General features: G+C 70.5%; 15 protein-coding genes and 1 pseudogene. 12 read left to right on the top strand and 4 right to left on the bottom strand.

Features of this window, described 5'->3' with window-relative positions; genetic code table 11:
• Window positions 1–537, bottom strand: a pseudogene (locus tag ACIBSV_RS31070) (hypothetical protein); the annotation flags it as partial.
• Between the two features lie 10 nt (window positions 538–547).
• Window positions 548–1,048: a hypothetical protein gene (locus ACIBSV_RS31065; protein WP_395868871.1), complete on the bottom strand. Its 501-nt coding sequence runs from the start codon at window positions 1,046–1,048 to the stop codon at window positions 548–550.
• 569 nt (window positions 1,049–1,617) lie between these two features.
• Here ACIBSV_RS31065 and ACIBSV_RS31060 point away from each other — a divergent pair.
• Both ACIBSV_RS31060 and ACIBSV_RS31055 read left to right on the top strand, forming a co-directional pair.
• Entirely contained in the window at window positions 1,618–2,982 is a 1,365-nt protein-coding gene (locus tag ACIBSV_RS31060) for a sensor histidine kinase (protein WP_395868869.1), read from the top strand.
• 50 nt (window positions 2,983–3,032) lie between these two features.
• Window positions 3,033–3,233, top strand: coding sequence for a hypothetical protein (locus ACIBSV_RS31055; protein ID WP_395868867.1), 201 nt, complete (start codon window positions 3,033–3,035; stop codon window positions 3,231–3,233).
• 302 nt (window positions 3,234–3,535) lie between these two features.
• Here ACIBSV_RS31055 and ACIBSV_RS31050 read toward each other — a convergent pair whose 3' ends face one another.
• Window positions 3,536–4,138: a DM13 domain-containing protein gene (locus ACIBSV_RS31050; protein WP_395868865.1), complete on the bottom strand. Its 603-nt coding sequence runs from the start codon at window positions 4,136–4,138 to the stop codon at window positions 3,536–3,538.
• Window positions 4,139–4,763: 625 nt separating this feature from the next.
• On the opposite strand from ACIBSV_RS31050, the gene ACIBSV_RS31045 reads away from it, so the two are divergent.
• The 3 genes from ACIBSV_RS31045 to ACIBSV_RS31035 all read left to right on the top strand — a co-directional run bounded on the left by ACIBSV_RS31045 (window position 4,764) and on the right by ACIBSV_RS31035 (window position 6,645).
• On the top strand, window positions 4,764–5,192 hold the full coding sequence (locus ACIBSV_RS31045; protein WP_395868863.1) for an antibiotic biosynthesis monooxygenase family protein: 429 nt from the start codon (window positions 4,764–4,766) through the stop codon (window positions 5,190–5,192).
• A 439-nt stretch (window positions 5,193–5,631) separates the two neighbouring features.
• Entirely contained in the window at window positions 5,632–5,895 is a 264-nt protein-coding gene (locus tag ACIBSV_RS31040) for a hypothetical protein (RefSeq protein WP_395868861.1), read from the top strand.
• Between the two features lie 153 nt (window positions 5,896–6,048).
• Window positions 6,049–6,645 (top strand): hypothetical protein, encoded by a 597-nt coding sequence (locus ACIBSV_RS31035; protein ID WP_395868859.1) that lies wholly within the window; start codon window positions 6,049–6,051, stop codon window positions 6,643–6,645.
• A gap of 155 nt (window positions 6,646–6,800) precedes the next feature.
• Here the strand turns inward: ACIBSV_RS31035 and ACIBSV_RS31030 are convergent, their stop codons facing one another.
• Window positions 6,801–7,892, bottom strand: a complete 1,092-nt coding sequence (locus ACIBSV_RS31030) for an AraC family transcriptional regulator ligand-binding domain-containing protein (RefSeq protein ID WP_395868857.1) — start codon at window positions 7,890–7,892, stop codon at window positions 6,801–6,803.
• A gap of 220 nt (window positions 7,893–8,112) precedes the next feature.
• Here ACIBSV_RS31030 and ACIBSV_RS31025 point away from each other — a divergent pair, with 220 nt between their 5' ends.
• The 7 genes from ACIBSV_RS31025 (at window position 8,113) to ACIBSV_RS30995 (ending at window position 13,235) form a co-directional block, all read left to right on the top strand.
• Window positions 8,113–8,241: a hypothetical protein gene (locus tag ACIBSV_RS31025; protein WP_395868855.1), complete on the top strand. Its 129-nt coding sequence runs from the start codon at window positions 8,113–8,115 to the stop codon at window positions 8,239–8,241.
• Between the two features lie 6 nt (window positions 8,242–8,247).
• Window positions 8,248–9,225: a zinc-binding dehydrogenase gene (locus ACIBSV_RS31020; protein ID WP_395868853.1), complete on the top strand. Its 978-nt coding sequence runs from the start codon at window positions 8,248–8,250 to the stop codon at window positions 9,223–9,225.
• Window positions 9,226–9,338: 113 nt separating this feature from the next.
• Entirely contained in the window at window positions 9,339–9,794 is a 456-nt protein-coding gene (locus ACIBSV_RS31015) for a VOC family protein (protein ID WP_395868851.1), read from the top strand.
• 58 nt (window positions 9,795–9,852) lie between these two features.
• Window positions 9,853–10,767, top strand: coding sequence for a pyridoxamine 5'-phosphate oxidase family protein (locus ACIBSV_RS31010; RefSeq protein WP_395868849.1), 915 nt, complete (start codon window positions 9,853–9,855; stop codon window positions 10,765–10,767).
• Window positions 10,768–10,787: 20 nt separating this feature from the next.
• Window positions 10,788–10,985: a ferredoxin gene (locus tag ACIBSV_RS31005; protein WP_395868847.1), complete on the top strand. Its 198-nt coding sequence runs from the start codon at window positions 10,788–10,790 to the stop codon at window positions 10,983–10,985.
• Window positions 10,982–12,169, top strand: a complete 1,188-nt coding sequence (locus tag ACIBSV_RS31000) for an NAD(P)/FAD-dependent oxidoreductase (protein WP_395868845.1) — start codon at window positions 10,982–10,984, stop codon at window positions 12,167–12,169. The genes ACIBSV_RS31005 and ACIBSV_RS31000 overlap by 4 nt, the downstream gene beginning before the upstream one ends.
• Before the next feature lie 724 nt (window positions 12,170–12,893).
• Window positions 12,894–13,235 carry a hypothetical protein gene (locus tag ACIBSV_RS30995; RefSeq protein WP_395868843.1) on the top strand — a complete coding sequence of 114 codons (342 nt, stop codon included), beginning with the start codon at window positions 12,894–12,896 and terminating at the stop codon, window positions 13,233–13,235.
• Window positions 13,236–13,476 lie beyond the last annotated feature (241 nt).

The following is a 13,476-nucleotide window of genomic DNA, read 5'->3' as shown; positions in this document are numbered from 1 at the left end:
AAGCCAGGTGATCGTCCCGGGCCCCGCGTCGTTCCCGGCATCCGGCGGCGAACCACCCCGACCGGAACCTCCGCCCGTACCGGACCCACCACCCGTACCGGACCCACCACCCGAACCCTGGGACTGGTTGCCTCCGCCCGGGCCCTGCGACGGCGGCGCAGTGCCGCCGCCCTGCGGCTTGTTCCCACCACTCGGAGGCGGCGTCTCCTTGTCCGGACCCGGCGCGGCCGCGTTCACCGTGTACGTACCGCCGTACCCGAGCCTGCCGTCCACATTCTGCCGATCCACCAGATCCGCCCGGGTCACCGGCACCGCATCCAGCTTCGTGCGGTTCGCCGAGGCGTCGGAGCCGTCGCCGCCGTCGGAGAGCAGAACGGCCGCCGCGCCGCCCGCCGAGGCCAGCACCAGGGCCGCCGCGAGTGCCCGCCGGCGACGGCGACGCCGACGCCCGCGTGGGTGCGGCGTGCCGTCCGGGTCGGCAGGGGCCGGCGCGGGTCCCGTGTCGTACTCGTGCTGTGGGGTGTCGATCGAAACCACGAGGCCGCCCCTACTTCTTGTTCGTCAGCGGGGGAACCTTCTTGTTGCACAACTCCATCGCCTTCATCACCTTGTCGTCGCTCGCGTCGAGGGTGATCATCGCGCCGCCCGCGCCGGGGTCGCCCACGTTCACGCCGTTCTCGCGCAGGCAGCTGGTGTGCTTGGCCTGCCATTCCTTGAACTTGGGGTCGTTGGGGTCGAAGTCGCTCTTCGGCTGGAACTTCTCGCACGCCTTCATCGCGTCCTCGGTCTTGGACGACCCCTCGTCCGCGGGCATCGCCCCGATCCGCATCGCGCCACCCTCGCCGGGCTCCGGGTCCGGCATGTCGACGCCGTGCTCACGCATGCAGCTCGCGAACTTCACCATCTGGTCGCGGCGTTGGGCATCGTCACCCTTGCCCGAGCCGGAACCGCCGCCACTGCTCTCGGCCTTCGCGCCGCTGCCGCCGCCCGAGGCCACCTTGTTCTTCGCCGAGCCGCCGCCGTCGTCACCGCACCCGGCCGTGGTCAAGGCGAGGCCACTCGCCAGAACCACCCCAACCGCCAACCGCAGCGCCAGAGGCCGTCCCGATCCCGCGCGCCCAAACCTCGTCATCACTGCCGCTCCCACCTGTAGTCCTACCGTCGGTCGTGTGGCCACCCCTCGTTGTCACCGCCGTGACGACGAAGGATGCGGCAACAGGTCTACGCCTCGGGGGGTTTCCAGGCCGTTACTCGAACCGGTTATCCGGAGTTAACGCCAAGTCGCGTATAACCGGTGGGGTTGGGTTGGAAGTCTGCCAATCCGGGCCAATCGCTCTTTGCCCCCACGCCTTTCCGGCCCGACTCCCCACCTTTCCCCCGGCCGAAGCGGAGCGACGAGACTGTGCGAGTCCTGGTGACCGAGGACGAGGAACTACCGGCCGATCCGACCGCCCGAGGATTGCCCCGGGCGGCGATCGCCGTGGAGGTCGCGTACGACGGCGACAGCGCGCAGGACCCCCAAGTCATCCGAACCTTGCCCGGATCGGGATGCCTGATATGAGCAGACTGCGTGTATGCGTTGGAAGGGGCCCGAGAGGATTCCGGACGAGCGGCCCGGTGACAGGCGTACGGCTGCTATCCCGGGCACTGTTTCGCCGGCCGTCGGCGCGGGCCCGACTCGCGCTGATGTACGGCGGCATGTCGCTCGTTGTCGGCACGGTGTTGCTGGGCATCGTGTACTGGTTCGTCGACCAGCGGCTGTCCCGACAACTACCGATGGCGATGGCCAGGACGTTCGCGGTGGATTCGTCGGGCACGTACGACCAGACCGAGAACGTCACCGGCCGGTCCCAACCCGCCGTGCCGCTGCCGGGCGCTGCGAGCCAATTCACCGTGATTCCCGCCGAGTCCATCCGTCGGGCCATCGACACAGGCCAGGACGTGACGATGAGTCAACTGCTGACCGTGCTCATCGCGGCACTGCTGCTCCTGGCCGCGGCCTCGATCCTGGTCGGCTGGTGGATGTCCGGCCGGGTGTTGCGCCCGGTCCATGGGATCACCGCGACGGCACGCCGGTTGTCCGAACACAACCTGCACGAGCGGATCGCCATGCCGGGCCCGGACGACGAACTCAAGCAACTCGCCGACACCTTCGACGGAATGCTCGATCGCCTGGAGAAATCCTTCGACAGCAGGCGCCTGTTCGTCGCCAACGCCTCACACGAGCTGCGTACGCCGCTCACGATCCAGCGCACGGCGATCGAGATCGGCCTGGCCGACCCGCACTCCCCGGAAGACATCGTGGCGACGCGCGAACAACTCCTCGCACTGAACCGTCGCACCGAACGCCTGATCGACGGCCTGCTCGACCTCGCGGTGAGCGAACGCGGCAACGTCCAGGCTTCCCCGGTCGCCCTCGACGAACTGACCGCCGACGTCCTGCGCCAGACCCGCCCGGCGGCCGAACGGGCGGGCGTACGAGTCGACGCGAACCTGGCCGGCGGCGTGGTCTCCGGCGACCCGCTGCTGCTGCGCCAGTTGGTCACCAACCTGGTCGAGAACGCGGTCCGTCACAACCACCCGGGCGGCTTCGTCACGGTCGGCGTCTCGGCCGGCTCCCTCCGCGTCCGCAACACCGGCCCGGTCATCCCCGCCGACCGCATCCCCGAACTCTACGAACCCTTCCGCCGCTTCCGCCCCAACCGCACGGGCTCCGCCAAGGGCTCCGGCCTGGGCCTGTCCATAGTCCAAGCCATAGTCCACGCCCACGCAGCCCGGATAACCACCACCGCCAACCACCACGGCGGCCTCACCATAGCCATAACCCTCCCCAAAACACCCCACCCGACAACGGCCGCGCAGACGGTGTCCGGCCCCACTGTGGTCACCGAACACCCGGTGTCGCGGCGAGTGCGAAACCCGCACACCGACTGCGCGAACCGCGCGCGCCCCTCCGAGGCCGAGCCGACTCGGTCTCCATGAAACGCGCAGCAGTTCGCACCACCACCACCCGACGCATCCGGAGGTTGCCCATGGCCATGCCCCTGCTCCTGACCCGCCGCCTTGCGACCCCCGCCGGCCGCCCACGCCTGCTGCCGGACCACCACTACGATCCGGACTTGTGCGCCAACGTGGTCGCCGACGGCACCCTGCTCGTCCACGCAGCGGACGCGAACCTGGTTGCGGACTACACCTCCACCCAGGAGCCGTCCGGGCTCAAGGCAGACGACTGACACCCACCCGACCGTCGACTACGTCGGCATCAACCCTCACGACCTGCACCGCCCCGCCCACCAAACCCTGTTCACCACCCTCAACGCCCTGCGCGAGAACGGCCGCGCCATCGACGCGGTGACCGGGACGTTGCCGGCTGCACGGACGGTTGCCGGGCCCATGGCCGGGCCGGTGGTCGGCAACCCCCGTACCGGCAGGGCCCCGAGGGCTTCGGCCCAGCGCTGGAGGACTGTGCCCCGGCCCATGAACACGATGCGCGCGCCGCGCGGCGTGAGGCACCGAGGAACTCGCCGGGCACCGGTCACGCCGGCGGGGTCAGTGCCGCCGCTCCGAAAGAGACGTCGAACCGATCGCACCAGATGGAGACGCTCGTGTAGCGGGCAAGGTCGAGGTCGGCGGGCAGGGTGTAGTTCTGGTTGCCCTTGTTGCCCTTGAGTTCGCCGAGGTTCACATGGGTGCCGTCGTCGAACACCCGCCAGCCGTCCTTGCCCGGCTTGACCGGTGCGTCGGTCAGCCACACCCGCAGGGCCGGTCCGTTGCTGGTGTCGAGATCCTCCAGACGCAAAATGCGCGAGCCGTCGGCGAGGCGCACGATCCGCGCACTGCCCGATGTGGCGTGTTCGTGGCTGATGAACTCACCGGTGGCGAGCGTGCCCGGCCCGGCGGGGGCAGCGGAGGTGACCGGAGCCGATGCGGTCGAGTCGGTCGATCCGGCCGAGGACGCCGGCAGCCCGACCTGAACGGGCGGCGCCGCCGCGACCGGCGGCAGCGCCTCGTCGACCGTGTCGTCCACCCACAACTTCCACGGCTGGAACCAGTACAACCCGAACCCGACCGCGACCGCTCCCGCGACCAACAGCCCCGACACCCACGGCTTGGCCAACACCCGCAACACTCGCGTCATGGCTGATCCCCCGACGTTCGAAGTCCGACAGCGACACCGAACAGTCAAGCGGAGGAACCGACTCGGACGGAGCCCTCCACATCTTTCCGAACTCTTACGAACCCACCTCTCATGCGGCACTTCCGGCCGGCGGCTATCCCGGATGCACCGAGACGGACATCGCAAGGGTGAGCCATAGCCGAACCCTGAGTTCAGTTCCCGGCGAACCCTGGACGCCATTCTCGACACGACGTCGCCGGGGAGGACGGTGTGCCGCGTGAGCCTGCGCCGTGATCGGGTCCGCTCCGAACGGCCGCCAGTGCCTTTCCGGTGCTCACGAGCAAGAGCGGGACGACACCGCACGACCGCGCGGGCAGAACGCGAGGTCCGATTCCCGCCGGCGACGCGGTGCCTTCCTCGGCATGGTGACCTGAGCGCCGGCCTGGTGCCCGGCAGCCGTCATCACCTCGTTGCCGACCGGTGCGTCCCTCCCGGCCGGCCTCGGCTTGGGGAATTCTTGGCCGCACCGACGCGATGAAATATCGAAGCTCGGCCCCTGCTGCCGGGAACGTGCGGACCGACGTGAGTTGGGAGAGTCGTCATCATCGAGAATCTGGGAAGCGGTTGGCCGGCCCCACCGTATTACGTGGCAATTCTGAGCACCGTCCTGTCCGGAGAGGACTCGGAGAATTACACGCGATCCGAAGCGAGGATGCTCGAACTCGCGGAGAAACAACCGGGCTACCTGGGACGGGAGTCGGCCCGCACCGCCGACGGTCGCGACTTGACCCTCGTGTACTACGCGGACGAGGAGTCGCTGAAAGCCTGGCGTGACAATGCTGAGCACCGACACGCCCAGCGGCTGGGACGAGAGCGCTGGTACGCCTCCTACGAGGTGCGTGTCGCTCGGGTGGAGCGCAGTTATCGGTTCGAAGCCCCAGCCCCAGCCCCAGCCCCAGCCCCACCCGCAGCCTCGGCCCCGGCCCCCGGCACCGTGGCGCGGCCCGCCCGCTCGTCCGGTGGGGAGGCGGAGGCGGATCGACCGGGCGCCGGGCGGCCGAACGGGACGTCGTAGCCCGGGAGTCGGAGCAGGATCCGGGTCGGCAGGGGGCCGGGGAATGATCGCGTCATGTCGGACTTGGTCGGGTGGGTACCGCGCGCTCGATGGTGGACGAACAGATCGTGGTGCTCGGCGACGAACGCGCCGGGCCGCGTCCGGGTCGGATGTCGGCAACCGTGCCGGGCACGGTGCACGCGACCCGGCCCGCGCCCCGGGTCCATCCGCCTCGCCGGCATCCGCCCCCGGGGTCCTCAATCATCGAGGGTGAGGCTCGGTCGATAGGGATGGCGGTAGATCCGGCCACGTTCGGGTGGCAACGTACGGATTTACGCCAAACCTCACCCGTGTATCCATACGGCTGCAGAGCTATGGGTGGGGTGCCTAGAGTGAACGTGCTTGACGTCGTATCGGTTGTTTCGTACCGAGACGCACCCATCGAGCCGGGGGGCTTGCGATGAGGGACAACGGTAGGCCGGTGCTGGGGTCGGAACCGTTTCAGGGGCCGCCGGCCCGGGCGATCCGGCGTGACGACGGTTCGTACGATGTGGACCGGCCCGATCCGGTCGCCGACGCCTACACCCTGGCCCGCCCGGCCGTGAACGGCGGTGGCGAGACCATCGAGCAGCACATGGACATCGCGTCGTCGACCCTGCCGAAGGGCGTCGACGCCAAGGACGCGGCGCGATACGCGGTCCTGGTCACAGACACGGACGACTGAGGGCGACAGCTCCGGGCAAGCCATCCGCCCCTGCGGCTCGGACCGCGACGATGCGGACGCCGGGACCCCGACTGTCGCGCCGGCAGCGGATCGGGCGCATGCAGACGGGCCCGCGCCACCAGGACCGCAACTCGCCGAGTGAGAGGTGAAGACATGTACGCCTACCACCTGATCTACGACATCCCCACCACCAACCCCAGGCAGTACCGGGTCCTGGTTGCCTGGAAGAACGTGTACGGGTCCCGCTTCGGCGGCAACCCCACCCAGCCCACCGTTCTGAACGGGTCGGGGCAACTCGTCATTCCCGGAGGCTCCGTCACCGCAGCCGACGTGATCACCGCGGGTCGGATCGAGTTCTTCGAGGAGACCGGCATCGACCTCAGGCAGGACGTCGTGCGTCAACAGATGAAGACCGTCGGCAACGCCTGGTCGCGCGTGCTGGACCAGCAGAACGGCGCCCACTGCGTCTACCAGGAGGTCCAGGACGTCGAGTTCGTCGAGAGGGCCTGCAACACCAACATCCAGGCGCAGGTCCCGCAGGACCAGGAACTCTATTCCGCGCGGGCCTACGACGCCTCGGGCGTCGGCCGACTCTTCGGCGCCGTTCCCTTGGCCGACCTCACCACCGGGTGGCGGGGCACCCAGTACAACACCCTCGACACCAACAGCCAGGCAGTGGCCAGGAGGAAGTCCCAAGCCCCGGGAGACTGGTACGTGACGGCGGTCCAGGGCCTGCAATTCGCACCCTAGCGCCGGGTTCCGCTTTGGGCGGTAGGTGGTGGTCGAACAGTCGGGGGACCCGGCCGATGGTGTGAGCGTGCGCTGCGGGGTTGAAGAGCGTTTCGTATTCGGCCGGGAGGACGTCTACGCGCTGGACGCCGCCACCGGTGCGGGCCCGGTGCGGATCACACGCGTGGGTCGGGCGTGGGCGGGTCGGTCGGCGGTTCCGCGGATCCGTCCTCGCGGCCCGGGCGCGCCGGGTGTTCGTGACGCCGCCGCAGGTCGCCCGGGGTGGTGCCGTGCCAGCGGTGGACGGCGCGGCGCAGGGCACGCGCGTCGCTGAAGCGCGCGCGGGCCGCGATCGTTCGCATGGGGATGTCGCTGTCGCGGATGAGGTCCATGGCGAGTTCCACGCGCACCGCTTCCACTTCGTCGCGCCACGTGGTGCCGAGCTCGCCGAGTCGGCGTTGCAGCGTCCGCGGGCTGAGTGCCAACCGCCGGGCGACCGAGGCCAGGGACAGGTCGGGGTCGTGGAAGGTCGCGCGGAGCGTGATGCGGAAGGTGCCGTGCCAGTCGAGGACCGGCTTGGCCGATGCGATGGTCATGTCCGCGTGGCTGCGCAGGACATCCTGTAGGCCCGGCTGGGTTTGCGGCATCGGGGCGTGCGCGTCCTCGGCGAGGTAGGTGATCGAGTTGACCTGGGCGCCGAACTCGATGTTCCGGGTGCCCAGGAGATCGGTCAGCGGCCCGAGCGTGTTCGGCGGTCGGTGTCGGAAGGTGACGCGCACCGGGACGACGGGACGCCGCAGCCCCTCGGTTGCCCGGCGGTTGATCAACGGCAGGACGAACTGCTCGACGGCGGCGACCACATCGGGTTCGGCGGGGCCGGTGGAGTGCGTCACGGTGAACAGGCGGCCGTCGTCGGTCACGTGCAGCTTCTCCGTGCTCGGATCCCCGATGACCGTGACGTAGCCGCAGCCGGTGCGAAGCGATTCCGCGAGTGTCTCGCCGGATGTGAGCAGGTAGTCCCACACGCCGAAGGTACCCATCGGGGCCAGTTGCACGGCGTGCATGCCGGCGTGCACCGCGGGGCGTCCGAGGACGATCTGTTCCCACAGCAGGAGTGCGGTGGGTGTGGACACCCGAGCGAACTCGTCGGCCAGGACGGTGTCGCCGACGTCGGGTAGTCGTATCAGCCTGGCCGGATCCATCCCCGCCTGGCACGCGGCGTCGACCATGAAGCGCCCCATGCGGGCGGAGACGGTTCCGTTGAGCACAGTGTCCGAGGCTAGATCACGATCGGTCCCGCGTCGATGGTGGCCGTCTCGTTGGCATGTGCCGTCCCTTCGGTGGCATGCCGGGTCCCTCGTCCGGTCGGGGTGGCGACCATACGGTCGAAGAGTCACAGAACGAGCCGCGGCGAACCGCGGTCGGCCCGCAACGGTGCCGCCCGACGGGACGTGCCGCGTACCTTCCCGAGCGAAACGGAACCCTGTTGTGAACGACCCCACCACGCGCATCGCGAAGCTCTTCGCGCGCTGCGAAAGCCTGCGCGGCACGTCGTACGACTCGACGCCGCCGTCGGCCCCGCGCGCCGACACGCACCGCACGGCCGGCGTGCGGTGAGCCGTTGTGCGAGCGGCCTGGTACGAGCGCCACGGTCCGGCCCGCGATGTCCTGATCCTCGGCGAGTTGCCGACACCGTTCCCCGCGCCGGGCGAGGTCCGGGTCCGGGTCGCCGTCTCCGCAGTGCATCGGTGCGACACCCGCAAGCGGCAGGGGACGCCGAAGTCGGTCATGCGGTTTCCCCGGGTCGTTCCCCACGACGACGGCGCGGGAGTCATCGACGCGGTGGGGCGGGGTGTCGACGCGCGCCGGCTGGGGGAGCGCGTCTGGGTCTACCTCGCGCAGTCCTACCGGCCGTTCGGCACCGCCGCCGAGTACACCGTTGTGCCCGACCAGCAGGCCGTTCCGCTGCCGGCGGGGATCCCGTTCGACCAGGCGGCGGGGTTGGGCAGGCCGGGCATCACCGGTCACCGGGCGATCCTCGGTGACGGGACGGTGACCGGGCAGACGGTCGTGGTCACCGGTGCGCTGGGCTCGGTCGGCCGCAGCTCCCTCGCGGTGGGCCGGCGCGCGGGGGCCACGGTGGTCGCGGCAGTGCGCCAGGGGGCCCAGGTCGCCCGGGCGTTGGCTGCGGGGGCGCATCACGCCGTCGACCTGACGTCCGGTCAGGTCGCCCGACGGATCCGCGAGTTGGCGCCGGACGGCGTCCACCGTGTCGCCGATTGCGCGTTCACCGACAACCTCGCGACGTGGTTGGAGACGCTCGCGTACGGCGGGACCATCGCGACCTATGCGAGCGGCCGCAGCCCGGCCCCGGTGCCGTTCCGGTTGCTTGCGGTCAAGAACGTCACCGTGCACTTCCTGGGCAACGACGATTTCCCGGACCACGCCAACCACGCCGCCGCGGTGGAGCTCACCGCCGCACTGTGCGCGGGGGACCTGTGCTTTCCCGACGTCCGGCGCTTTGCCCTCGACGACATCGTCCAGGCCCACGAGGCCGCCGAACACCCCGCGACCCGAGGCCGCGTCGTCGTCACACCGTAGGCGGCCATCCCCGGGAACAGATTTCCCATTCTAATGGGTAGAGACTACTGTGAGCATTAGGTAGGCTCTTTCCGATCGCCTCCACCCATCACCATCCGAGGAGCAAGGACGAGATGAGCACCATCAAGGCACTGCAGACCGGCCACGTCGGCCTCAACGTCACCGACCTCGACCGTTCCGTGTCGTTCTACAAAGCCGTGTTCGGGTTCGACGTCGCGGCCGAGGGCAAGGAGGCCGACCGCCGGTTCGCCTTCCTGGGCCGCGACGGGAAGCTGCTGGTCACCCTGTGGCAGCAGAGCGAGGGGGCGTTCCCGGCCGACCGGGCCGGCCTGCACCACCTGTCGTTCCAGGTCGAGACCATCGACGAGGTGAAGGCCGTCGAGCAGATCCTGCGCGGCCTCGACGCGCAGTTCGCGTACGACGGCGTGGTACCGCACGGCGAGAACGGCACGTCGGGCGGCATCTTCTTCACCGACCCGGACGGCATTCGTCTGGAGATCTACGCCCCGACCGGCGCCGACCCGTCCGACGCGCCCACCGAGGGCGCGCCGACCTGCGGCTTCTTCTAAACCCGCGCGGCGGTCGCGCCGCAACAGCCAACCGCAACACCGATTCGGGAGGAACGCCGTGGCAACCCATTACGAACCCGGAGAGATCGCCGTCCAAGAGCGCGCCGGCCTGACCCGTCAGGCATCACACGCGCTGGCCGGAATCGGCGACACGATCCCACCGGTCGCCGCGGCGTTCCTCGCCGACCAACCCGTGATCATCGTCGGCGGCACGGACCGCGAGGGACGCATCTGGGCGACGCAACTGACCGGCGCCCCGGGATTCCTGCGGGTTCCCCACCCGGGCACCCTGATCGTGGACGCGCTGCCGATCCCCGAGGACCCGCTGGCCGAACTGCTCTCCGGCCCGGCCCGGGTCGGCATGATCGCCATCGAGCCCGCGACCCGCCGTCGCATGCGGGTCAACGGGCACTCCACCCCGGCGGACGGCGGGCTGAGGGTCGACTTGGACCAGGTCATCGCCAACTGTCCCAAATACATCCAAAGGCGCGACGCCCGAATCGTCGACACCCCCGGCGGCGCGACACGCGCGCGTGCGGTCCGCCGGGGCACCGCGCTCACCACCGGGCAGCAGGACATCGTCCGCGCCACCGACACCTTCTTCGTCGCCACGTCCGATGGGTCCGGCAACGCGGACGCCTCGCACTGCGGCGGGAATCCGGGTTTCGTCCAAGTACTGTCGCCGACCCTGCTGCGCTGGCCCGACTACCTCGGCAACGCCATGTTCCTCACGCTCGGCAACCTCGAATCCCACCCGGCCGCCGGCCTGTTCGTCCCCGGCTGGGACAACGGTTGGTCGCTGCACCTGTCCGGTACGGCACGCACCGTCTGGGACACGGACGAGATCGCCGCCGTCCCGGGCGCCCAGCGCCTCGTCGAGTTCACCGTGCACGACGTGGTCGAGATCGCCGATGCCGTGCGGCTGCGCTGGAGCGCCCCGGAGTACTCGCGTTTCAATCCCCCTGTCGCCTGACCCTGTAAGGGAGTTCGCCCATGCGTATCACCGTGGACATGACGGTGTGCGAGAGCCATGGCCAATGCGTCTTCGCCGCACCGGACGTGTTCGCCTTCGACGACGACGACTATCTCGTCTACGACGCGGAACCCCCCGCCGCCCTGGCCGAGCACGTCCGCACCGCCGCCTCGATGTGCCCGGTCCGCGCCATCACCATCGCCGAGGACAGCGCATGAGGCGCATCGTGATCGTGGGCGCGTCACTGGCGGGCCTGCGCGCCGCACAGGCGCTGCGCGCCGAAGGGTTTCGCGGCACTCTGACCCTTGTCGGCGCCGAGCCCCATCTCCCCTACGACCGGCCGCCGTTGTCCAAGCGGCAACTGACCGATGCGGCGCGGCCCGAGGACGGCGACCTGCCGATCCCGCCCGACCTCGACGCGACCTGGCTGCTCGGCACCCCGGCCGAGGCCCTCGATCCGGTGGCCCGCACGGTCCGACTGGCCGACGGTCGCGAACTCGACTACGACGGACTGGTCATCGCCACCGGTGCCGCCGCTCGGACCCATCCGGCCGGCCACGTCCCCGACGGGGTCCACACCCTGCGCGGGCGCGACGACGCGACGGCACTGCGGACCGAACTGCGTGCGGGCCGGCGGATCACCGTGGTCGGCGGCGGCTTCCTGGGCAGCGAGATCGCCGCGGCTGCCCGCGGTCGCGGGCTCGACGTCACCCTGGTGGTGTCGACCGCCCAGCCGTTGGCCCGCCTGGTGGGGGAGCAGGTCGGCGCCTACGTTGCCGAGTTGCACCGAGGCGCCGGAATCGCCCTGGTGACCCATCGGACCGCGCTGGGCTTCACCGGGAATCCCGCCCTGACCCAGGTCGTCCTCTCGGACGGCGACACCATCGACGGCGAACTCGCCGTCCTCGCCCTGGGCGCCGAGCCCAACACCGGGTGGCTCGCCGGATCGGGCCTGCTGGTGGCCGGGGGCGTGGCATGCGACCCGTGCCTGCGGGTGCTGCACGAAAACGGTGCGTCGCTGCCGAACGTGGTCGCGGCGGGCGACGTCGCGATGTGGCCGCACCCACTCGCCGACGGCGCGTCGATCGCGCTCGGCCACTGGAGCAACGCCGCCGAACAAGCCGCGGCGGCCGCGCGCACCCTGCTCCGCCGCGACGACGCCCGGCCGTTCACCGCGGTGCCGTCCTTCTGGTCCGACCTGCACGGGTCCACGCTGCGCGCCGTCGGCCTGCCGGCCCTCGCCGACGAGCACCGAGTCGCTCGGTACGACCTCCTCGGCCGCAAGCTGGAGGTCACGTACCACCGCGCAGGGCACCTCGTCGGCGCGGTGACGGTCGGCCGTCCCGGCCGACTCGCCGCGTACCGCCGCATCCTGACCGAAGAACTGCTCCAGGCAGCCTGAGCACGAGCCCTTCCCGGCCGACCGGCGCTCTCGGCACAGGCATACCGCCACGCTCCATGCCGATGCGCGGGGGTGCCCATCCGCCGGGCGGTCACGGTCACGGTCCTATGCCCGTGCCGTGGTTCCCGTTGCTCGCGGCGATGTCACCGACCGGCCGCGTGTTCACGGACCGGGGACGGCACGTACCCCGTGTGGGTGGGCCGTTGCTCGGCCGAGGAGGTGGTCGGCGTCGTAGTGCTCGGGGAGCGGATGCCCACCCTGCTGCCATAGAAGGCCGACGTCCGAGCGGCCGGAGGGGGCGATGTACATCCGGCGAGGTGTCCCGTCGCCGCGGGTGCCCTCCGGTTGCGAGTGTGGGCATGGTCGGTCGGTCGGCCCGGAAGAACCGCTCCACCAACGACATGTGGTTGCCACCGGCGTGGGCGGCGACCGCCTCGATGTCGGCGGGTTCGGTGTCGAAGCCGCCCGACCGCTCGACCACCGAGCGGGCCAGGCTCCATGAGGCGAGGCAGGGTTCGTCCGACGGACGTCCGCTTCGTGCCGCGGTTCGGCGGATGGCGCAGCGGGTGGCGAGTGCGCGGAGTCCGGGTGGGGTGCGTGCGCCGACGGGGAGGCCGGGTCCGAGCCCGGCATCGCGTCGGGTCCGAGTGTCGGGTGCGTTGTCGGGGCGGCCGGTTAGTGTGCGCGGCCGGCAGCGGTGTGCGGACTGGGGCACCTGGGCCTGATGAACAGCCCGACCCAGAACGACATCGCCGCCGCCGTCGCCGGCGCGCCCGTACTCGCTCGACTGACCTCCCTCGACCTGTCGATGGGAACTCTCGACGACACCGGCGTCCAGGCCCTGCTCGACGGACAACCCCTCACCCACCTGCGGTCACTGTCCCTACGCCACCACTACATCGGCGACACCATGCAACAACGGCTGAGCGAGCACCTGGAACCCGCGGGCGTCGCGGTCGACCTGTCCGATCCCCGGGAACGCACGGTTTGGACCGACCCCGTGGAACACCACGAGCGGAGCGTCCTGAACGGCGAGGACGGTCGGTACATCGAAGTCTCGGAGTAGACCCGCCCGGATCCCACCCGACCACCGCGACGTCGCGCGTCTCGTACCCCGTCCACCGACGCCCCGACGCCCCGACGCCCCGACGCGTCGCACGCGTGGTTCGGCGGCGCCAGGTGGAGGGGCCTGTTCCCTGAACCGAGGTTCTGTGGCCGACGCTTGAGCGCGGCCGGCATCGTGCGGCTTCGGGACCCGCGGCGCAACTCCCCTGGCACATCGGCGAGACCGGACCCGGCTCACCGAC

The organism is Embleya sp. NPDC050154 (assembly GCF_044460165.1).
Lineage (GTDB): Bacteria > Actinomycetota > Actinomycetes > Streptomycetales > Streptomycetaceae > Embleya.
The sequence above is the reverse complement of the archived record's forward strand: the minus strand, read 5'-3'. Positions and strand labels throughout refer to the sequence as shown.

Excerpts from the sequence above, each read along its gene's own strand:
- ACIBSV_RS31055 (WP_395868867.1), top strand. The coding sequence starts at position 3,033 with ATGGCCATGCCCCTGCTCCTGACCCGCCGCCTTGCGACCCCCGCCGGC.
- ACIBSV_RS31050 (WP_395868865.1), bottom strand. The coding sequence starts at position 4,138 with ATGACGCGAGTGTTGCGGGTGTTGGCCAAGCCGTGGGTGTCGGGGCTG.
- ACIBSV_RS31040 (WP_395868861.1), top strand. The coding sequence starts at position 5,632 with ATGAGGGACAACGGTAGGCCGGTGCTGGGGTCGGAACCGTTTCAGGGG.
- ACIBSV_RS31035 (WP_395868859.1), top strand. The coding sequence starts at position 6,049 with ATGTACGCCTACCACCTGATCTACGACATCCCCACCACCAACCCCAGG.
- ACIBSV_RS31015 (WP_395868851.1), top strand. The coding sequence starts at position 9,339 with ATGAGCACCATCAAGGCACTGCAGACCGGCCACGTCGGCCTCAACGTC.
- ACIBSV_RS31005 (WP_395868847.1), top strand. The coding sequence starts at position 10,788 with ATGCGTATCACCGTGGACATGACGGTGTGCGAGAGCCATGGCCAATGC.
- ACIBSV_RS31000 (WP_395868845.1), top strand. The coding sequence starts at position 10,982 with ATGAGGCGCATCGTGATCGTGGGCGCGTCACTGGCGGGCCTGCGCGCC.
- ACIBSV_RS30995 (WP_395868843.1), top strand. The coding sequence starts at position 12,894 with ATGAACAGCCCGACCCAGAACGACATCGCCGCCGCCGTCGCCGGCGCG.